The 18,545-nt window shown below is 63.6% G+C and carries 19 protein-coding genes; 11 read left to right on the top strand and 8 right to left on the bottom strand.

Annotated elements, in window-relative coordinates:
- The first annotated feature begins 60 nt into the window (after window positions 1-60).
- Genes ACFSQT_RS33655 through rsmA form a run of 3 tightly spaced genes read left to right on the top strand, consistent with a single transcriptional unit; the run spans window position 61 to window position 2,891 of the window.
- Entirely contained in the window at window positions 61-996 is a 936-nt protein-coding gene (locus tag ACFSQT_RS33655) for a peptidylprolyl isomerase (RefSeq protein WP_379026170.1), read from the top strand.
- Window positions 997-1,009: 13 nt separating this feature from the next.
- On the top strand, window positions 1,010-2,026 hold the full coding sequence (gene pdxA, locus ACFSQT_RS33650) for a 4-hydroxythreonine-4-phosphate dehydrogenase PdxA (protein ID WP_379026168.1): 1,017 nt from the start codon (window positions 1,010-1,012) through the stop codon (window positions 2,024-2,026).
- Window positions 2,027-2,051: 25 nt separating this feature from the next.
- Window positions 2,052-2,891, top strand: coding sequence for a 16S rRNA (adenine(1518)-N(6)/adenine(1519)-N(6))-dimethyltransferase RsmA (rsmA, locus tag ACFSQT_RS33645; RefSeq protein ID WP_379026166.1), 840 nt, complete (start codon window positions 2,052-2,054; stop codon window positions 2,889-2,891).
- 43 nt (window positions 2,892-2,934) lie between these two features.
- Here rsmA and gmk read toward each other — a convergent pair whose 3' ends face one another.
- The 3 genes from gmk to mltG all read right to left on the bottom strand — a co-directional run bounded on the left by gmk (window position 2,935) and on the right by mltG (window position 5,709).
- The gene (gmk, locus tag ACFSQT_RS33640; protein ID WP_091577205.1) at window positions 2,935-3,591 is read right to left on the bottom strand and encodes a guanylate kinase; all 657 of its coding nucleotides are present in this window, start codon (window positions 3,589-3,591) and stop codon (window positions 2,935-2,937) included.
- A gap of 3 nt (window positions 3,592-3,594) precedes the next feature.
- Window positions 3,595-4,485 carry a YicC/YloC family endoribonuclease gene (locus ACFSQT_RS33635; RefSeq protein ID WP_379026164.1) on the bottom strand — a complete coding sequence of 297 codons (891 nt, stop codon included), beginning with the start codon at window positions 4,483-4,485 and terminating at the stop codon, window positions 3,595-3,597.
- A 153-nt stretch (window positions 4,486-4,638) separates the two neighbouring features.
- The gene (gene mltG, locus ACFSQT_RS33630; protein WP_379026162.1) at window positions 4,639-5,709 is read right to left on the bottom strand and encodes an endolytic transglycosylase MltG; all 1,071 of its coding nucleotides are present in this window, start codon (window positions 5,707-5,709) and stop codon (window positions 4,639-4,641) included.
- Here mltG and ACFSQT_RS33625 point away from each other — a divergent pair.
- Window positions 5,708-5,977, top strand: coding sequence for a hypothetical protein (locus ACFSQT_RS33625; protein WP_379026160.1), 270 nt, complete (start codon window positions 5,708-5,710; stop codon window positions 5,975-5,977). The two genes, mltG and ACFSQT_RS33625, sit on opposite strands and share 2 nt — an antisense overlap.
- Here ACFSQT_RS33625 and fabF read toward each other — a convergent pair.
- The 4 genes from fabF to fabD all read right to left on the bottom strand — a co-directional run bounded on the left by fabF (window position 5,965) and on the right by fabD (window position 9,461).
- Entirely contained in the window at window positions 5,965-7,227 is a 1,263-nt protein-coding gene (fabF, locus tag ACFSQT_RS33620; protein ID WP_379026158.1) for a beta-ketoacyl-ACP synthase II, read from the bottom strand. The two genes, ACFSQT_RS33625 and fabF, sit on opposite strands and share 13 nt — an antisense overlap.
- Before the next feature lie 34 nt (window positions 7,228-7,261).
- On the bottom strand, window positions 7,262-7,498 hold the full coding sequence (locus ACFSQT_RS33615; protein WP_006203723.1) for an acyl carrier protein: 237 nt from the start codon (window positions 7,496-7,498) through the stop codon (window positions 7,262-7,264).
- A 211-nt stretch (window positions 7,499-7,709) separates the two neighbouring features.
- Window positions 7,710-8,447: a 3-oxoacyl-[acyl-carrier-protein] reductase gene (gene fabG, locus ACFSQT_RS33610; RefSeq protein WP_352829971.1), complete on the bottom strand. Its 738-nt coding sequence runs from the start codon at window positions 8,445-8,447 to the stop codon at window positions 7,710-7,712.
- A 60-nt stretch (window positions 8,448-8,507) separates the two neighbouring features.
- Window positions 8,508-9,461 carry an ACP S-malonyltransferase gene (gene fabD, locus ACFSQT_RS33605; RefSeq protein ID WP_379026155.1) on the bottom strand — a complete coding sequence of 318 codons (954 nt, stop codon included), beginning with the start codon at window positions 9,459-9,461 and terminating at the stop codon, window positions 8,508-8,510.
- Window positions 9,462-9,714: 253 nt separating this feature from the next.
- Between fabD and ACFSQT_RS33600 the strand changes: the two genes are divergently transcribed.
- Window positions 9,715-11,667, top strand: coding sequence for an LTA synthase family protein (locus tag ACFSQT_RS33600; RefSeq protein WP_379026284.1), 1,953 nt, complete (start codon window positions 9,715-9,717; stop codon window positions 11,665-11,667).
- A 48-nt stretch (window positions 11,668-11,715) separates the two neighbouring features.
- On the opposite strand, the gene ACFSQT_RS33595 is transcribed toward ACFSQT_RS33600, so the two are convergent.
- A complete protein-coding gene (locus ACFSQT_RS33595) occupies window positions 11,716-13,362 on the bottom strand; it encodes a pilus assembly protein TadG-related protein (RefSeq protein ID WP_379026153.1) in 1,647 nt (548 codons plus the stop codon).
- 463 nt (window positions 13,363-13,825) lie between these two features.
- Here ACFSQT_RS33595 and rpsF point away from each other — a divergent pair, with 463 nt between their 5' ends.
- The 6 genes from rpsF (at window position 13,826) to ACFSQT_RS33565 (ending at window position 18,484) form a co-directional block, all read left to right on the top strand.
- Window positions 13,826-14,326: a 30S ribosomal protein S6 gene (gene rpsF / locus ACFSQT_RS33590; protein WP_379026151.1), complete on the top strand. Its 501-nt coding sequence runs from the start codon at window positions 13,826-13,828 to the stop codon at window positions 14,324-14,326.
- Window positions 14,326-14,574, top strand: coding sequence for a 30S ribosomal protein S18 (rpsR, locus tag ACFSQT_RS33585; RefSeq protein ID WP_006203718.1), 249 nt, complete (start codon window positions 14,326-14,328; stop codon window positions 14,572-14,574). The genes rpsF and rpsR overlap by 1 nt, the downstream gene beginning before the upstream one ends.
- Window positions 14,575-14,846: 272 nt before the next feature.
- The gene (rplI, locus tag ACFSQT_RS33580) at window positions 14,847-15,428 is read left to right on the top strand and encodes a 50S ribosomal protein L9 (RefSeq protein ID WP_379026149.1); all 582 of its coding nucleotides are present in this window, start codon (window positions 14,847-14,849) and stop codon (window positions 15,426-15,428) included.
- 280 nt (window positions 15,429-15,708) lie between these two features.
- Window positions 15,709-17,007 carry a class I SAM-dependent methyltransferase gene (locus ACFSQT_RS33575; protein WP_379026147.1) on the top strand — a complete coding sequence of 433 codons (1,299 nt, stop codon included), beginning with the start codon at window positions 15,709-15,711 and terminating at the stop codon, window positions 17,005-17,007.
- 174 nt (window positions 17,008-17,181) lie between these two features.
- Window positions 17,182-17,505 carry a YnfA family protein gene (locus tag ACFSQT_RS33570; protein WP_379026145.1) on the top strand — a complete coding sequence of 108 codons (324 nt, stop codon included), beginning with the start codon at window positions 17,182-17,184 and terminating at the stop codon, window positions 17,503-17,505.
- Between the two features lies 1 nt (window position 17,506).
- Window positions 17,507-18,484: a small ribosomal subunit Rsm22 family protein gene (locus tag ACFSQT_RS33565; protein ID WP_379026143.1), complete on the top strand. Its 978-nt coding sequence runs from the start codon at window positions 17,507-17,509 to the stop codon at window positions 18,482-18,484.
- Window positions 18,485-18,545 lie beyond the last annotated feature (61 nt).

Here is an 18,545-nt window from a genome sequence, read left to right as displayed (position 1 = left end):
CTGGCACGGGTTTCGCGCACCCGGGAAAGATAAATTGGGCGGAACCGGGATAGAATTGGGATGCCAACGATGAGGAAATACCTCTTTTCAGCAGGGTTCGCGCTGCTTGTGGCGGCGACGTCCGTGTCGATCACCGTGATGACGCCACCGGCTTTCGCCAGCGAGATCAAATACGTCGTCAACGACATTCCGGTCACCACCGGCGACATCGCGCATCGCGCCGCCTTCCTGAAGCTGCAGCGCAAGAAGGGCGATGCCGCCCAGGAAATGATCGACCAAACGCTGCGCCTGGCCGAGGCCAAGCGGCTCGGTATCCGCGTCAGCGACGCGCAGGTCGAGGCCGCCTACCAGCGCTTTGCCTCGACCAACAAGATGCAGCTCAGCCAGCTCGACGGCGTCATGGAGAAGTCAGGCGTCAGCAAGGGCCACTTCAAAGAATTCATCCGCGCCCAGATGGCCTGGAACCAGGCCTTGAGCGCGCGTTACCGTTCGGGCGACGGCACCGGCGCGGTCAGCGAACAGGACCTTGTCAGGAAGATGCTCGAAAAAGGCGGCTCCAAGCCGAGCGCCACTGAGTACATGCTTCAGCAGGTCATTTTCGTGGTGCCGGCGGCCGAGCGCAGCTCGACGCTGGCCAAGCGCAAGCGCGAGGCCGACGCCATGCGCGCCCGCTTCAACGGCTGCAACACGACGCGCGAATTCGCCAAAGGGCTGATCGACGTCACCGTTCGTGATCTGGGCCGGGTATTGGCGCCGCAACTGCCGCCGGACTGGGCCGAGCAGATCAAGGCTACCAAGGTCGGCGGCGCCACCGTCACGCGTGAGACCGAGCGCGGCGTCGAATTCATCGGCATCTGCTCGTCGCGCGAAGTGTCCGACGACAAGGTGGCCCAGATGGTGTTCCAGAGCGAAGGCTCCGGCGACAAGAACGCCGACGAGCTCAGCAAGAAATACGTCGACGAGCTGAAGGCGAAAGCCCGTATCGTTAAGCGCTGACGTGGGCAGCACAATGATTGCGCTCGCGCTGAGCGCCGGCGATCCGTCTGGCATCGGGCCGGAGATTGCCATCGCCGCCTTCATGGCGCGCGAGGCCGCCGCCTTGCCTCCCTTCTATCTGCTCGCCGATCCGGAGCTGATTGCCTCCCGGGCGCGCCTCCTCGGCATTTCGCTGCCGGTTGTCGAAACGACGCCCGCGCAAGCGGCGCAAGTGTTCGCCCTCGCCCTGCCGATCGTTCCGCTGGCAGCTCGCTGCATCGACAGCCCCGGCCGACCGGACCCGGCTAATGCGGCCGCCACCATCGAAGCCATCGACCGCGCCGTCGCCGACTGCCTTGCCGGCGAGGCTTCAGCCGTCGTTACATGCCCGATCGCCAAGAAGCCGCTCTACGATGCCGGCTTCAGCTTTCCCGGCCACACCGAATATCTGGCGCACCTGGCAGCCCGACACAGCGGCGTCGAGGCGATGCCGGTGATGATGCTGGCTGGCCCCGATCTGCGCACCGTCCCCGTCACCATCCACATTGCGCTGGCGGAGGTGCCGAAGGCGCTGACCACGGAATTGATCGTCGCCACCGCGCGCATCACCGCCGCCGACCTCGCCCGCCGCTTCGGCATCGCCAGGCCGCGGCTGGCCATTGCCGGGCTCAATCCGCATGCAGGTGAAGGCGGCGCCATGGGCCTCGAGGATGAGCAGATCGTGCGCCCGGCTGTCGACATCCTGCGAGCCGAAGGCATCGACGCCTTCGGCCCCTTGCCCGCCGACACATTGTTCCACGCCCGGGCAAGGGCCGGCTATGACGCAGCGCTGTGCATGTATCACGACCAGGCGCTGATCCCGGCCAAGGCGCTGGCCTTCGACGAGGCGGTCAATGTCACGCTCGGCCTGCCCTTCATCCGCACCTCGCCCGACCACGGCACCGCCTTCGACATCGCCGGCAAGGGCGTGGCGCGGCCCGACAGCCTGATGGCGGCGCTGAAGCTTGCCAGACGATTGGCCGACACCGACACAAAGGCCGCGGCCGCATGAGCGCTTCCTGCCGGAGCCTGCGCGCATGAGCATCGACGGTTTGCCGCCGCTGCGCGACGTCATCGAGCGCCATGAGTTGCAGGCGAAAAAAGCGCTCGGCCAGAACTTTCTGCTCGACCTCAATTTGACCGGCAAGGTTGCACGTGCCGCGGGCGACCTGACAAACACCACCGTGATCGAGGTGGGACCGGGCCCCGGCGGATTGACCCGCGCACTGTTGTTGCATGGCGCTCGCCGCGTCATCGCCATCGAACGCGACGAGCGTTGCCTGGCGGCGCTGGCCGAGGTGTCGGATCACTATCCGGGCCGGCTGGAGATCATCGCCGGCGATGCGCTGAAAACGGACTTTGCGGCACTGGCCCGCGAAGCGGATGGGAACGGAAAGCCGGTAAAGATCGTCGCCAACCTGCCCTACAATATCGGCACCGAACTCCTGATCCGCTGGTTGACGGTCACCGAATGGCCGCCCTTCTACGCCTCGATGACGCTGATGTTCCAGCGCGAGGTGGCGCAACGCATCGTCGCCACACCCGGCAGCGATGCCTATGGCCGGCTTGGGGTGCTGGCCGGCTGGCGCACGCAGGCCAGGATCGCCTTCGACGTGCCGCCACAGGCGTTCACGCCGCCGCCCAAGGTCACGTCTTCGGTGGTGCACCTGGAGCCGCGCGCGACACCCCTGCCCGCCGATGTGAAGAAACTCGGCCGCGTCACCGAAGCCGCCTTCGGTCAACGCCGCAAGATGCTGCGGCAGAGCGTGAAAAGCCTCGGCGGCGAAGCCTTGCTCGAACGCGCCGGCATCGATCCGACACGCCGCGCCGAAACACTCAGCGTCGAGGAATTCGTACGCCTGACCAACACTGTGTAGTGCCGCCTCTTCCTTCATCTAGTGGGAGAAGGAAGACGAGGCCTCAGTCCGTCTTCTCGTCCAACAGTCCCGAGACGAAATCGAACAGGCCGGGCCGGCGATCGCGTCTTAGCCGCTCGGCGACGACGATGCCGCGCACTTCGGCGAAGGCGCGATCGAGATCGTCATTGACGATGACAAAATCATACTCCTTCCAGTGCTCGATCTCGTTACGGGCGTTCTTCAGCCGCGTCTCGATCACCGCCTCCTGATCTTCGGCGCGGCGCTTCAGCCGCGCCTTCAATTCCTTCATCGACGGCGGCAGGATGAAAATCGAGACAATGTCGGCGCGCATCTTCTCCTTGAGCTGCTGTGCACCTTGCCAGTCGATGTCGAACAGCATGTCGCGTCCTTGAGCCAGCGCCAGTTCGGCCGGCTCGCGCGGTGTCGCGTAGCAATTGCCGTGCACTTCGGCCCATTCGAGCAGGGCGTCGGAATCGCGCAGTCGCTCGAAATCGCGCATCGTCCGGAAATGGTAGTGGACACCTTCGATCTCGCTGCCGCGGCGTGGCCTGGTGGTGACCGAGACCGACAGTTCAAGGCTGGAATCGCTTTCCAGAAGGTTGCGCGCGATCGTCGACTTGCCGGCGCCGGAGGGCGACGACAGGACGAGCATCAGGCCCCGGCGGCGAATGCGGGACCCTAAATCCTTGGCAACCATTGGCTACTCCAGATTCTGGATCTGTTCACGAAACTGGTCGACCACGGCCTTCAGCTCAAGCCCGATCGCGGTGACCGTAGCGGCGTTCGACTTCGAGCACAGCGTATTCGATTCGCGGTTAAATTCCTGTGCCAGAAAATCGAGCTTGCGGCCGACCGCGCCGCCACCCTCAAGGAGTGCCCGACCAGACGCAACATGCGTTTTCAGGCGGTCGATCTCTTCGCGAATATCGGCTTTGGTGGCCAGGAAAGCCGCCTCCATGTGCAGCCGGCCGGCGTCCAGATTGGCGGAAGCGTCCATCAAAAGCCTGACCTGCTCGGCGAGGCGTTCGCGGATCGCGCCTGTCTCGCGTGACGGATCCGCCTCGGCCCGCAGCGTCAGCGCCTCGATAGCGTCGATATGGCCCGCCAGCAGCAAAGCCAGTGCGGCACCTTCGCCCTGTCTCGCCTGTTCCAGTCCTTTGAGGGCCACCTCGAGCGCGGCCGTGATCGCGATGTCGAGTGCCGTGCGCACCTCTTCGGTTTCGACCGTTTCGGGAATATCGAGCACGCCGCGCAGCGAAAGCAGTCCGTCTGCTGTCGCGGCGGCGACACCGAACTGCTCCTGCAACCGCTTGGCGAGTCCCGCCAGGTCCTTCAGGAAGGCTTCGTTGACGATGGGCTGCGCCTGCGCGCCGGCAGCCCGGCCGATGGTCAGCGTCGCCTGGAAATTACCGCGCGCAAAACGCTTCTGAAGCGTCTGCCTGACGGCCGGTTCCAGCCGCTCGAAGCCTTGCGGCAATCGCAGCCGCACCTCGACGCTCTTGCCGTTGACGGACTTGACCTCCCAGGCGATCGCGGTGCCTTCATGATCGGCGACGGCACGTGCAAAACCGGTCATGCTCTGCAAATTCATATTGCCCACAAGTCCCTGGCACATCGCCCCGAAGCCGGTTTTCCGGAGAAGGGCAAGTGCGGCTTAAAAATGATTGCGCCGCGGGTGCGTCGAAATCGGACGCGCGGCGCTCTTGCAAAGGGCGTCGCCTGGCAGGCAACGCCTTTCTCCGTCCTACTGGGCAGTGCCCGTATCACCGTCGCCACTGTCAGCCGGCTTGTCGGCATTGCTGTCGCTGGCATCGGTGGCGCCGGCGGCCTTGGCGGCGTCATCAGCCTGCTTCTTCTGCAACGCGCGATAGCGGGCGACGTTCTCATTGTGCTCTTCCAGCGTCGCGGCAAAGACATGCCCGCCGGTACCATCGGCGACGAAGTAAAGATCGTCGGTCTTCGATGGATTGGCCACCGCCTCCAGCGCCGCCCGACCCGGATTGGCGATCGGCGTCGGTGGCAGGCCGTTGATCATATAGGTGTTGTAGGGCGTCTGCTTCTGGATGTCCGACTGGTAGATCGGCCGGTCCGCCGGCTTGCCCTTGCCGCCGAACAGACCGTAGATGATGGTCGGGTCGGACTGCAGGCGCATGCCCTTGGCCAGCCGGTTCAAGAAAACGGCGGCAACCCGCGAACGCTCGTCGCCCTTGCCCGTTTCCTTCTCGACGATCGAGGCCAGCGTGACGAACTCTTCGACATTGGCCAGCGGCAGATCGGGCGCGCGCCGCTGCCAGACATCGTCGACCAGCTTCTTCTGATCCGCCAGCAGCTTGTCGACCATCTGCTGGCGCGTCGCGCCGCGGGTGAAGCGCAGCGTGTCGGTGGCGAGGCTGCCCTCGGGAGGAGTGGTCGCCGGCATATCGCCGCTCAAGGCAGGCTCGTCGGCGATGCGCTGCAGCGCCTGCTCGACCGTCAGCCCTTCAGGAACGGTCAGCGAATACATCACCGACTTGCCGCTTTTCAAAAGCTCCATGATGTCGCGCATGGAAGCCCTGGGCTTGATCTCGTACTCGCCGGCCTTCAGCGCCGAATCATTGCCGAAGGCGCGCACGCCGAGGCGGAAGACACGGGCGTCGCTGATCAGCCCGCGGCGTTCGAGCTGGTCGGCAATATCCTGGACGCCGGTATTCGGCTTGACCAGGAAGGTGTCGCCATTGGCCGAGGGGCCAGCTTCAGTGAATGCCTGCTTGCCGAAATAGAGCGCGACGCCCGCCGTCAGAACCATCAGCATCACCAAAGAGATGACGAAGTTCATGAACACGACGATCTGGCTGCGCGACGCGCGCGAGCGCTTCGGCGGCGGTGTGCCGGCCTCCGGGCGCAAGGCCTCGCTGGCCGTCTTCGGCACGATGGGACCCGATGCCGGACGCTGCCCGAATTCTCCGTTGTCTGCCGGATTTGTGTTCATTTCGCCCTACCGTTTGATCGCCCAACGAATCCCCAGCGGCAGAGTAGGGGCGAATATGGCAAAATTGACGGCACGCCAGATCGTCGCCCGGCAACCGGACGATCAGCCATTGTAGCGTTGGAAGACGAGCGAAGCGTTGGTGCCGCCAAAGCCGAAGGAATTGGACAGCGCAACGTCGATCTGCCGAGCGCGCGGTTTGTTGGGCACCAGGTCGATCGCGGTTTCGCGCTCCGGGTTGTCGAGGTTGATGGTTGCCGGCGCGACGTTGTCGCGAATGGCTAGGATCGAAAAGATCGCTTCGGCAGCACCCGCCGCCCCCAGCAGATGGCCGATCGACGACTTGGTCGACGACATCGAAATCTTCGACGCGGCATTGCCGACAAGCCGCTCGACGGCGCCGAGCTCGATGGTGTCGGCCATGGTCGAGGTGCCGTGCGCGTTGATGTAGTCGACATCGGCGGGCGTCAGCTTGGCCCGGTTCAACGCCGCCGTCATGCAGCGGAAGGCGCCGTCGCCGTCTTCAGCGGGCGCGGTGATGTGGTAGGCGTCACCGGTGAGACCGTAACCGGTCACCTCTGCGTAAATCTTCGCGCTGCGCGCCTTGGCATGTTCGAGTTCTTCGAGCACGACGACGCCGGCGCCCTCGCCCATGACGAAGCCGTCGCGGTCGCGGTCATAGGGGCGCGACGCAGTTTGCGGCGCATCGTTGCGATCGGTCGACAGCGCCCGGCATGCGGCGAAGCCGGCGATCGACAGCCGCGTCACCGGCGCTTCGGCGCCACCAGCGACCATGACGTCGGCATCGCCCCACATGATCAACCGGGCAGCGTCGCCAATGGCGTGCGCGCCGGTCGAACAGGCCGTGACGACGGCATGGTTCGGGCCTTTCAGCCCGTGCCGGATCGAAACCTGTCCGGAGACCAGATTGATGATCTGGCCCGGGATGAAGAAAGGGCTGATGCGGCGCGGGCCGCGTTCCCTGAGGATCATCGCGTTCTCGGCGATGCCTTCGATGCCGCCGATGCCGGAGCCGATCAGCACGCCGGTGGCGCACTGCTCGGCATGGCTCTTGGGCTCCCAGCCGGAATCCTTCAGCGCTTCGTCGGCGGCGGCAATCCCGTACAGGATGAAGTCGCCGATCTTGCGCAATTCCTTCGGCTCGAGCACGGCCTCGGGATTGAAGGTGGCGTTGCTGCCGTCACCACGTGGAATGACGTGGGCGACCTTGCAAGCAAGATCCTCCACCTCGAACTCGGTAATGCGCTTGGCTGCGCTGCGGCCGGTCAGAAGTTCCTTCCAGCTGTGCTCGAAGCCCATGCCGAACGGCGACAGCAACCCAAGGCCCGTGACGACGACACGCCTCATCGCAGGTCCTCCCCGGTGATGACTTCGGAAAGCGTCAGGCGGATGCCTTGTCGATATACTTCACCGCATCGCCGACGGTCAGGATGGTCTCGGCCGCATCGTCGGGAATCTCGACGCCGAATTCTTCTTCAAACGCCATGACGAGTTCGACCGTGTCGAGGCTGTCGGCGCCCAGATCATCGATGAAGCTCGCCTGCTCCGTCACTTTGTCGGCATCGACGCCAAGGTGCTCGATGACGATCTTCTTGACGCGCTCTGCGGTGTCACTCATTTGGGGCATCCTCGTCTTTTGTTTGTCTGTCTTCGTTAGCGGGCAGAATGCCGCTAATCAAGCTGAAAGATGGTCCTGCCGGAAACGCAACGGCTACGAACCGGTTTTTGCCCGAACCGCCGGGTTGCGGGCCGCATTACACGAAAAATAGCTGAGGTCCAAGCCGAAATGGTCTCTTTTCACAGCCGGCCACAACGCGGCCGGACCGCGTTCAAATCATCGCCATGCCGCCATTCACATGGATGGTCTGGCCGGTGACGTAGGCGGCTTCGTTAGAAGCGAGATAGGCAACGGCGGACGCGACTTCAACGCTGGTGCCCATGCGGCGCGTCGGGATCGCCGCCATGATCGCCTCCTTCTGCTTGTCGTTGAGCTTGCCGGTCATCGCCGATTCGATGAAGCCTGGGGCGACACAGTTGACGGTGATGTTGCGGGTGGCGATCTCCTGCGCCAGCGATTTGGAAAAACCGATCATGCCGGCCTTGGAGGCGCAGTAATTGGTCTGGCCGGGATTGCCAGTGACGCCGACCACCGAGGTGATGTTGATGATGCGGCCGTGGCGGCGGCGCATCATCGGATGGGTGAGTTCGCGGGTCAGCCTGAACACGGCGGTCAGATTGACCTCGAGCACGGTGTCCCAGTCGGCGTCAGACATGCGCACGAACAGGCCGTCCTTGGTGATGCCGGCATTGTTGACCAGGATGTCGACGCCTTCGAGATCGGCCTCCGCCTTCTGGCCGAGCGCCTTGACCTCGTCGCGGTTCGACAGGTTGGCCGGGAACAACTTGACCCGGTCACCAAGCTCTGCGGCCAGCGCCTCCAGTTTCTCGACGCGGGTGCCGTGCAGGCCGACGATGGCGCCTTGCGCATGCAGCACCCTGGCGATCGCCTCGCCAATGCCCCCCGATGCGCCGGTGACGAGTGCCTTGCGGCCAGTCAATTCGAACATTTTTGTCTCCTGATTGAAAAGAGAACACCCTTTGCACGGGCAGGGTCAAATGGCACGAGATTAAGCAAGCGTCGCCAACGCCGTCTCGACCTCAGCCGCGGCGCCCACAGACGCGGTGGCGATGTCGCGGTTGATGCGCCGCGCCAGGCCCGAGAGCACCTTGCCGGCGCCGATTTCGTAAAGCGTGGTGATGCCGTTTGCGCCGAACCATTCCACCGTCTCGCGCCAGCGCACGCGGCCGGTAACCTGTTCAACCAGCCGCCGCGCAATCTCGTCGGGGTCGATCGAGGGCGTCACCGACACGTTGGAGACGACCGGGACGGCCGGCACATTCTTGGTCACGCCAGCCAGGGCTTCGCGCATGACGTTCGCGGCCGGCGCCATCAGCGCCGAATGGAAAGGCGCAGAGACTTGCAGCATGAGCGCGCGCTTCGCGCCCTTTTCCGTGCAGAGTTTCGCTGCCAGTTCGACCGCCGCCTTGGCGCCGGAAATCACCAGCTGGCCACCGCCATTGTCGTTGGCGATCTGGCAAACCGAGTCCGTGCCGGCCCCTTCGGCAGCCTCGGCGCAGGCGGCTTCGACGTCAGCCTGTTCCAGTCCGATGATCGCCGCCATCGCGCCCTCGCCGGCCGGCACCGCCGCCTGCATGGCATTGCCCCGGATGCGCAGCAGCCGGGCGGCATCGGCAACCGAAACAAAGCCGGCGGCCGCGAGCGCCGAATATTCGCCCAGCGAATGGCCGGCAACATAGGCGACCTTGCCCTTCAGCGAGAAGCCGCGCGATTCCAGCGCCCTGATCGCGGCCAGCGACACCGCCATCAGCGCCGGCTGCGCGTTGGCGGTCAGCGTCAACGTCTCTTCCGGCCCTTCCCAGATCAGCTCCGACAGGTTTTCGCCAAGCGCGTCGTCAACTTCCTGGAAGACCCCGCGCGCCTCGGGAAAGGCATCGGCGAGATCCTTGCCCATGCCGACTGCCTGGCTGCCTTGTCCAGGAAAGGTGAATGCAACGGCCATGCGAGGGCTCCCAAGGGCTGGTTTTGCTTGCCTGATAGTCGAGTTTTTCTTGCCTGTGACGCAAGGCAGGCCGTCAAGTCAAGCCCAGTTCGACCCTGCCCGGTGGCATCGTCGCCGGCCGAGTGCCTGTTCCGAAAGGCTTTTTGGCGATCACTCCTGATGAAAACCGCTCACGATTCGTTTGCTGGCTCTTCTTATTTCCGCCACAGGCGCTAGCTTTGCGTGACAGTTCTATGACAATCGAGTGACGTGTTTGTCGCTGGGCGGGGAAGTTAAGGTGGCAAAGAGTTCAAAACGCGCCGGCAAGGCCGCGCCACAGTTCTTGGAAGACGATCCGTCCACCGGCTATCTGCCGGGCAGGAGATGGCCGGTCGTGCGCTATGGGCTGATTAGCCTGGCAATCGCGGCCGTCCTGGTGTTTGCCATCGAATTGACCGTGCGCGGCGACTTTGCCGGCACTATCTCCTTCTTCCTGCAGCCGCTCAAGCCGGGCTGGACCACCATCGTCGTGTTTGCGCTGATCCTGATCGGCCTCGATGCCGTGCTCGGCCGCAGCCACCAGAGCCTGATGATCGTCGCGCCGTTGACCCTTTCCCTGGCCTTCGTCGGCCATCAGAAGTCGCATTATCTCGGCGATCCGCTCTATCCCACCGATTTCCTCTATGCCCGCCAGATCTTCGCGCTGCTGCCGCTCCTGGTTCGCGACCGGCCGATGACCGCGCTTGCCATGGTCGTCGGTATCGTCACCGGCCTGTCGCTGCTCGTCTACGGCTGGCGGCTGTGGCGCCGCAAGGTTCCGGCGCTCAGCCGCAAGGGCCGCCTTGCCCGGCTGACGCTGGCAGTGCCGCTGCTCGCCTTCTTCGTTTCGATCATGGACTACGCCACCTTCTCCTGGACAAGGGACCGGCTGCAGATCATCCCGATCATGTGGGACCAGAAGGAAAACTATGCCTCCAACGGCTTTGCCCTGGCCTTTGCCCTCAACGTGCCGATGGCGCATGTGTCGGCGCCGCCGGGCTATTCCGACAAGGCAATCGCGGCGATCGACCGCTCGGATGTGACCGCCTCGGTGCCAGCCGAGAAGCCCGACATCATCATCGTCATGAGTGAATCCTTCTGGGATCCGACGAAGCTGCCCGGCGTCAGCATCACGCCCGACCCGATCCCCAATGTGCGGGCGCTGCGCTCGGGCTCGATGTTCTCGCCCGAATTCGGCGGCATGACCGCCAACATCGAATTCGAGGCGCTGACCGGCTTTTCCAACGCATTCCTGCCAGCCGGCAGCATCCCCTATCAGCAATATGTGCGCACGCCGACGCCTTCGCTCGCAACCTTCCTGAAGAGCCAGGGTTACCGGGCGCGCGCCATCCATCCCGGCACCAACTGGTTCTGGAACCGTGGCGCGGTCTATGCCGATTTCGGCTTCAACGATTTCAAATCCGAAGAGACGCTGCCGCCCATGCAAAAGCGCGGGCCGCTGGCATCCGACGCGGCGATGACCGATGAGATCATCAGCGAGGCCGACGCCAGCGATGACCCGGTGTTCTTCTTTGCCGTCAGCCTGCAAAACCACGGTCCCTACGAGCCGAACCGCTATTACAATCCGACACACGCGGTGCAGGCACCCATCAGCCAGTGGGCGCGCGAATCGCTGCTCAGCTACGCCGAGGGCTCAGCCGACGCCGATCGCGGCCTTGAACGCCTTGTCGAATGGGCGAAGAAACGCTCCCGCCCCACTGTGATCGCCTTCTTCGGCGACCATCTGCCGCCGCTGGGACCGGTCTATGTCGAAACCGGCTTCCTGAAGGACAATGTCGCGCCGCGCAATGAACCGACGCCGGAAGCCGCCCTTGAACATCATCAGACGCCGCTGATCATCTGGTCGAACCACTCCGGTCCGGTCGAGAACCTGGGTGCGGTCAGCCCCGCGTTCCTGCCCTATCATATCCTGACCACGGCCGGCATCACCCATCCTTACTACACCGGCTTCCTGGGCGAGATGCGCGAACGCTACCGGGTCGTCGACCGCAACCTGTTGCTGACGCCGGCTGGCGAGGCCACGCCCGATTGGGCACGGCAGAAGGAGATCGATCCGGCGATCCGCGATTTCCGCCTGCTGCAATACGACATGATGTTCGGTAAACGCCTCGCGGCGCCCGATTTCTTCCCCGAAACGGTCGACAGGGTTGTCGCCCATACGAGTTGACCCAACCGATCCGTTCGGGACCGGCCCGGCGCTCCCGGGCCATGGGTTTCAATTCGTCAATTGCAGCTTCGAGAACTTGTTGGCGACCTGCTGGAACACGTTCGGCAGCTTGGTCGGATCGTTGACGGCATAATAGTCGCTGGGATCCGAAGCGCAGGCGCTGTAAAGCGCGCGGTTGGCGGCGGTGTCGGATTGCAGCACCATGGTGTAGATCTGCACGCCCTGGTTCTTCAATTGCGTGCAAACGCTTTTGGTCCAGCCGTCGACATTGCGCGCCGCGGCGGTCTGGTCGTCCGATCCGAAACGGCCACCCGCCAGATAGCCATAGGATGTGTAGTCGGACTTCGTCGGCTGTTCGCTGGCGCCATAGACGACGTTCTCGCCGTCGGTGAGCAACAGCACGATCTTGCTGATACCGGGCGTCTTCCACGGCGCTCCATCGGTGTAGGGCGCGGCAGGCGACAGCACCCGCATGCCCCACGACAGACCTTCGGAGACATTGGTGCCCGAACCGTTCCACTCGGTCATCTCGCTTGCTGCCTTGCGCAGCTTGTCGAAATCGTCGGTGAGAGGGACGACGGGGGTCGGGCAAGCGCGGTTCGGGCCGACGGTGATCGGGGAACCCGTCTCGGTGATGAGCTCCTTGACCGGCGCAACGTATTTGGCCACCTTTTCCTTGGCACTCTTGTCTGCCGGTGGCACAGCGTCGGTCAGACTGCTGAGATCGATGCCGAGAAGGTTGCCTTTCAGCTTGGCGGCCTTGGTCTTGTCGCTGACGTCGTCGAGATAGGAATTGTTGTAGTATCTGGCCGCATTGCCATAGGAGCCAGACGGCTTTTGGGCATCCTCCGGATCGTCCGGCGCGAAATACGGAACGAACAGCGTGTCGGGCTTGTCCGGGTCGGGTGGGGTGTCGGAAATGTTGTAAGCGCCCGGCCGCGCCTCGACACAGCCTTTCCATCCGGTGCCGTTCCATCCGGCCTCGGTCCATCCGGTCTCCTTGAGCTGCTTGAAAAGCGCCATATGATTGGGACGCTTGCCGTCGATGACCGGGAAATTGACGCCGTTGGTGGAAGACTTGCCGTCCATGTCGATCCAGGACGGGTCGAATTCATCGCCATCGACGTTGACGGCCGTGACGAACGGAACCAGCGAGGCGCGAATCTGGCGCGTCGGCGATTTTGCCGATTCGAGAGTGTCGAGCAAGGCACTGGTCGCCGTCCTCAGCGCCGTCATCCGCGCGCCGGCCATGGAGCCGGTGTTGTCCAGCACCAGCACGACTTCGAGTTGGTTGTTCGATTCGACGGCCGAGGCATCGACCTCGATGTGCTTGTCCTTGCCGAACAGGAAGGCGAAGTTCAAATTGACGTCGGCCGAGGCAACCGCCTTTGTCTTGACGAAATTGATGCCCCTGTCGACGGTCAACGTCGCCTTCGCATTGCCGAGTTCGCCATGGCCGGCGATGTTGGCCTGGAAATAGCGGTCGAAGGCTTCATTGCGGGTGATGTCGAGATCGCCGAGATGCGAAGAGGCAAGGTTTGCCGCATCGAGCGCATTCTGCAGATTGCTCTTTGCCCGCATGACGGTGGAGACATCGGTCGCGAAGGCGACAGCCGTGAGGATGGCCGGCAACCCCAGCCCCAGCACAAGCGTAAAATTGCCGCTCGTCGAGCGCCAGAACTTATTGAGAAGCATCCTTACCCCCCGGGAAATGCTTGCCGCTTTTTGTGCGGGCCGTCCCGGTTTCTGCGCCTCCCACAATGAACCGACCGTTGACGGCGAGGTTTCAACTCCGCACAAGCTGACATCGTGGTTAAGACCTGGTTGCGGGAAACCACCAAGCCCGGCCGTTGTCGCTGCCGGGCTTTTCGGCCCCTGCGACACAAGAGAATGCCGCTTGCGCTTGCGTTGTGGGCGGATTGCTGTATAGACGCCCTCAATCTGCCGGTCCCAGCTGGGGGCTGAACGGAGGGCCGGAGGTTTTTTCGAAAACCTTCGTGTGAAGCCAGAAGCGCTTCCGCCTCCCGTGTCTCCGCTCTCGACCGTCTCGTCATGCTCCTTTCTTCCCCGTGCCCTTCGAGGGTTTGCGGGTCAGAGAAGTTGCAGAGGCTTTTGCCGCCGGGAACCGGGAGAGAAACGAAGAAAGGCACTGAACATAATGGCTCTTTACGAACATGTGTTTCTTGCCCGGCAGGACCTCTCGCAGCAGCAGGTCGATGCGCTTGTCGAACAGTACAAGGGCGTCATCTCCGCGAATGGCGGGTCCGTCGGCCGGGTCGAGAACTGGGGACTGAAGTCCCTCACCTACCGGGTCAACAAGAACCGGAAGGCTTACTACACGCTGATGGACCTGAACTGCCCGCCGGCCGCGCTCAACGAGATGGAGCGCCAGATGGGCCTGTCCGAAGACGTGCTGCGTTTCCTGACCGTCAAGGTCGAGGCGCATGAGGAAGGCCCGTCGGCCATGATGCAGAAGCGCGAAGAGCGCTCGGAACGCGGCGGCTTCGGCGACCGCGACCGTGGCGATCGTGGCCCGCGCTCGTTCGGCGACCGTGATCGCGGCGACCGTGGCGATCGTCCGCCGCGCTCGTTTGGCGACGCCGGTGCCGATCGTGGTCCGCGCCGTCCGCGCGAAGGCGTTGAAGGGGGTGCAGAATAATGGTCGACATCAACCAGATCCCGACCCGGCGCCCGTTCCATCGCCGCCGCAAGACCTGCCCGTTCTCCGGCGCCAACGCGCCCAAGATCGACTACAAGGACGTGCGTCTCCTGCAGCGCTACATTTCCGAGCGCGGCAAGATCGTGCCGTCGCGCATCACCGCCGTCAGCCAGAAGAAGCAGCGCGAACTCGCCAAGGCGATCAAGCGCGCCCGCTTCCTCGGCCTGCTGCCCTACGTGGTTCGCTAAGGTCTTTTGATTTGACCATGATCTTTTCCGAAAACCGGTATCCACTTTTCGGGATCATGGTCTAGCCAGCGGGCGGCTTGCCGCCCGCTTCCTTTCCCACGGCGACGGGCGCCGTGTGGATCGCTTTCAAATCCCGAGTTGAGGTCAAACCTCTAACTGCCTGAACAGGCAGGACAGCGACACCGGCGCCAAGGCGCCCAAGCTTCCTGACCTGTTCCCAAGATATTCGGCGTCGATCCCGGTGATTGGCGTGCAACCAAAGGAACAAAACCATGGAAGTCATTCTTCTCGAACGCGTTTCCCGCCTCGGCCAGATGGGCGATACCGTCAAGGTCAAGGACGGCTTTGCCCGTAATTTCCTGCTGCCGCAGGGCAAGGCGCTGCGCGCCAACGAAGCCAACAAGAAGAAGTTCGAAGGCCAGCGCGCCCAGCTTGAAGCCCGCAACCTCGAGCGCAAGTCGGAAGCCACCGAGGTCGCCGAAAAGCTCGACGGCAAGAGCTTCATCGCCGTTCGCTCCGCTGGTGAAACCGGGCAGCTCTACGGTTCCGTTTCGACCCGCGACATCGCCGAGCTGCTGACGGCGGAAGGTTTCACGGTCAACCGCAACCAGATCCTGCTCAACCAGCCGATCAAGACCATCGGCCTCACCAATGTGGCGATCGCGCTGCATCCGGAAGTCGAGGTCACGATCACACTCAACATCGCCCGCACGGCCGAAGAGGCCGAACGCCAGGCCAAGGGCGAGACGCTGACCACCGCCGAAGCCATCTACGGCGACGACATCAACGACAATGCTCGGCCGGAAAACTTCTTCGACCCGAACACCGAGTTCGAAGGCGGCGATAACGCCTGACGATTTGAGTTGCCGGTGCGCCCTGCAGGGGCGTGCCGCACTTTAGCTTGATCCCAGTCGGCTTCAGCCATACTGGACCAATGCCCGGGCCTCTCGCCCGGGCATTTTTGTACCAAATGGAACTTTTCGAACCCCTATATATTGATGCAGACTACAGCGCCGCGCGTCCTTTGGTCGCGCGAAGGACGGTGTGATACTGTGGTTTGACGCACGATCCCTGTCCGAAAATCGATTTTCGGGGTCATGCGCCGAGACAGCCTGTCTGAGGGGACATTTGGTCATGAATATTCTGTTGAAGCGCGTTCTCGACCGCCTGGTGCGCACCGGCAATCTCAAGGTAACTGGCCCCAAGGGCTCGACAGTGGTGTTCGGCGACGGCAGTGGCGAGCCGGTGCACATGCACATCAAGACCACGCATGCCGAGCGCGCCATCACCTTCGATCCGATGCTGGCGGTGCCGGAATCCTACATGGACGGCGAACTCGACATCCTTGAAGGTGGCGTGCTGGGTGTGATGCGTATCGCCTTCCAGAACATGGGCAGCGGTGGCATCGATGCCACCTGGTCGAAAGCCATCGAAGGCCTGCGCCACGCCTTCCGCCGTCTGCAGCAGATCAACACCGCCTCGCGCTCGCGCCGCAACGTGCAGCGCCACTACGACCTGTCGGGCGACCTCTACCGGCTCTTCCTTGACGAGGACATGCAGTATTCCTGCGCCTATTTCGAGCAGCCGGACATGACGCTCGACGAAGCGCAAGCCGCCAAGAAACGCCACATCGCCGCCAAGCTCAGGCTGAAGGCCGGCCAGACGGTGCTCGACATCGGCTCCGGCTGGGGCGGGCTCGGCCTCTATCTCGCCAAGGCGTTCGACGTCGACGTACAGGGCGTGACGTTGTCGACCGAACAGCATGGCGTCGCCACCGACCGCGCGCATGCGCAAGGGTTGGAAAGCCGCGTGCATTTCGAGCTCAAGGACTACCGCGAGCTCAACGAGCGTTTCGACCGCATCGTTTCGGTCGGCATGTTCGAGCATGTCGGCGTCAACCACTTCCGCACCTTCTTCGACAAGAGCGCGACGCTGCTCAAGCCGGATGGCGTCATGCTGCTGCACACGATCGGCCGCTCCGGCGTGCCGTGGGCGACCAGCGCCTTCATCCGCAAATACATCTTCCCGGGCGGCTATATCCCCGCGCTCTCCGAAGTCATGCCGGCGATCGAGAAGTCAGGCCTGGTCGTCACCGACATCGAAATCCTGCGGCTGCACTATGCCGACACGCTGAAGCACTGGGGCGAGCGCTTCGCCGCCAACCGCGACAAGGCCAAGGCGATCTACGACGAGCGCTTCTGCCGCATGTGGGAGTTCTATCTGGCCGCCTCGGAAGCCGCCTTCCGCTGGCAGGATCTTGTGATCTTCCAGATCCAGATCGCCAAGAAGAACGACACCTTGCCGATGACGCGCGACTACATAGCCAAGTGCGAGAAGGCGCTTGAGATGCGTGATATGGGACACCTTGAAACGCCTCCCATCAAAAAGAGCCCAGCCGCCAAGCCTGCTCGCCGCCGCAAGGTTGCGGAGTAAGGCGCGTCGCGTTTTAACGGACGCATGCGACGCGCTTTAGGTTTGTTTCTATGCATGTCGTCCACCCAAAACCGGGGCTGCTTTTGGGCGACATGCATGAGAAATAGGTTTGCCGCTTGCCATTGCCCGCCCCTGCACTGAAAAAGGTCCCGTGATCGCCACGGGACCTTCTTCATGACTTATGTCCTCTATGTCGCCGCCGCTCTGGCCGAGATCGCCGGCTGCTTTTCGTTCTGGGCCTGGTGGCGGCTGGAGAAATCGCCGCTGTGGCTGCTTCCCGGGCTCGCTTCGCTCGCCCTGTTCGGCTTCCTGCTGGCGCTGGTCGACACCAGCGCCGCCGGCCGCGCCTACGCCGCCTATGGCGGCATCTACATCGCGGCGTCGCTTGGCTGGCTGTGGCTGGTGGAGGGCGTGCGCCCCGACCGCTGGGACCTTGCCGGTGCGGCGCTCTGCATTGCCGGCGCCTCGGTGATCCTCATCGCGCCACGGGGCGCGTGAGATGGAATTGCCGGCCCCACTTCGCCAGGGTGTCGAGCGCCTGCTCGAAAACGTTCCGCTGGCGACACTGAAGCAGGCGGCAAAAACGCTGTCCGACCGCTACCGCGCCGAGCTGCGCGACGGCCGTCTGCATATGGCGCAGGAGGTGGCCGTGCAGGCCTACCTGGCGACGCGGCTGCCGGCGACCTACGCTGCCGTCCGTGCCAGTCTCGACGCGCTGAGCGACGCCAAGCCCGGCTTTCAACCCAGGAGCCTGCTCGATGTCGGCGCCGGTCCTGGTACGGTGCTTTGGGCCACGACCGACCTATGGCCCAATCTCGAACAGGCGGTGCTGTTCGAAGCCAGCACCGCAGTGCGCAAGGTCGGCGAGGCGCTTGCCGCCGACGCGATTGCCGCCCGAACCAGATGGCTGGCCGGCGACGCAACCATCGACCTTGCCGCCATCGAGCCCGCCGATCTGGTCACGTGCGCCTATGTGCTCGACGAGATCGTCCCTGCTTCACTGCCGAAGCTCATCGCTCGGTTGTGGCAACTCACTGGCGACACGCTGCTGGTCGTCGAGCCGGGCACGCCGGCCGGATGGCAGCGCATCCTTGCCGTGCGCCGGCAGCTGATCGAGGCGGGCGCGCATGTGCTTGCACCTTGCCCGCATCAGGCGCCCTGCCCGCTCGCCCCGCCCGACTGGTGCCATTTTTCCCGCCGCGTCGCCCGCTCGCGCCTGCACCGGCTGACCAAGGACGCCGATGTGCCATGGGAGGACGAGAAGTTCATCTATGTCGCCGCTTCCCGAGACGGGCCCACGTCCAACCAGGCACGGGTTCTGGCGCCACCGAAATCCGGCTCGGGCAAGGTTCTGCTCAAGCTTTGTCAGGAAGACGGCACCGCCACCGAGCGCTTGTTCACCAAGCGCGATGGCGCGGATTTCAAGCTGGCCCGGCGGCTGGACTGGGGCGACAGGCTAGACAAAACGTCAATATGACCGACGCATTGTTCTTGCTTCGTTCTAGCGAGTCAGATACGAATCGGTGCCTTGTCGAGTC

Source organism: Mesorhizobium calcicola, assembly GCF_042682105.1.
Lineage (GTDB): Bacteria > Pseudomonadota > Alphaproteobacteria > Rhizobiales > Rhizobiaceae > Mesorhizobium > Mesorhizobium calcicola.
Note: the sequence above shows the minus strand (reverse complement) of the source record. Positions and strands in the feature narration are given on the sequence as shown.

Excerpts from the sequence above, each read along its gene's own strand:
- rplI (WP_379026149.1), top strand. The coding sequence starts at position 14,847 with ATGGAAGTCATTCTTCTCGAACGCGTTTCCCGCCTCGGCCAGATGGGC.
- rpsR (WP_006203718.1), top strand. The coding sequence starts at position 14,326 with ATGGTCGACATCAACCAGATCCCGACCCGGCGCCCGTTCCATCGCCGC.
- rsmA (WP_379026166.1), top strand. The coding sequence starts at position 2,052 with ATGAGCATCGACGGTTTGCCGCCGCTGCGCGACGTCATCGAGCGCCAT.
- fabD (WP_379026155.1), bottom strand. The coding sequence starts at position 9,461 with ATGGCCGTTGCATTCACCTTTCCTGGACAAGGCAGCCAGGCAGTCGGC.
- ACFSQT_RS33595 (WP_379026153.1), bottom strand. The coding sequence starts at position 13,362 with ATGCTTCTCAATAAGTTCTGGCGCTCGACGAGCGGCAATTTTACGCTT.
- fabG (WP_352829971.1), bottom strand. The coding sequence starts at position 8,447 with ATGTTCGAATTGACTGGCCGCAAGGCACTCGTCACCGGCGCATCGGGG.
- ACFSQT_RS33565 (WP_379026143.1), top strand. The coding sequence starts at position 17,507 with ATGGAATTGCCGGCCCCACTTCGCCAGGGTGTCGAGCGCCTGCTCGAA.
- fabF (WP_379026158.1), bottom strand. The coding sequence starts at position 7,227 with ATGAGGCGTGTCGTCGTCACGGGCCTTGGGTTGCTGTCGCCGTTCGGC.
- mltG (WP_379026162.1), bottom strand. The coding sequence starts at position 5,709 with ATGAACTTCGTCATCTCTTTGGTGATGCTGATGGTTCTGACGGCGGGC.
- ACFSQT_RS33570 (WP_379026145.1), top strand. The coding sequence starts at position 17,182 with ATGACTTATGTCCTCTATGTCGCCGCCGCTCTGGCCGAGATCGCCGGC.
- pdxA (WP_379026168.1), top strand. The coding sequence starts at position 1,010 with ATGATTGCGCTCGCGCTGAGCGCCGGCGATCCGTCTGGCATCGGGCCG.
- ACFSQT_RS33655 (WP_379026170.1), top strand. The coding sequence starts at position 61 with ATGCCAACGATGAGGAAATACCTCTTTTCAGCAGGGTTCGCGCTGCTT.
- ACFSQT_RS33625 (WP_379026160.1), top strand. The coding sequence starts at position 5,708 with ATGAACACGACGATCTGGCTGCGCGACGCGCGCGAGCGCTTCGGCGGC.
- ACFSQT_RS33575 (WP_379026147.1), top strand. The coding sequence starts at position 15,709 with ATGAATATTCTGTTGAAGCGCGTTCTCGACCGCCTGGTGCGCACCGGC.
- rpsF (WP_379026151.1), top strand. The coding sequence starts at position 13,826 with ATGGCTCTTTACGAACATGTGTTTCTTGCCCGGCAGGACCTCTCGCAG.
- ACFSQT_RS33615 (WP_006203723.1), bottom strand. The coding sequence starts at position 7,498 with ATGAGTGACACCGCAGAGCGCGTCAAGAAGATCGTCATCGAGCACCTT.
- ACFSQT_RS33635 (WP_379026164.1), bottom strand. The coding sequence starts at position 4,485 with ATGAATTTGCAGAGCATGACCGGTTTTGCACGTGCCGTCGCCGATCAT.
- gmk (WP_091577205.1), bottom strand. The coding sequence starts at position 3,591 with ATGGTTGCCAAGGATTTAGGGTCCCGCATTCGCCGCCGGGGCCTGATG.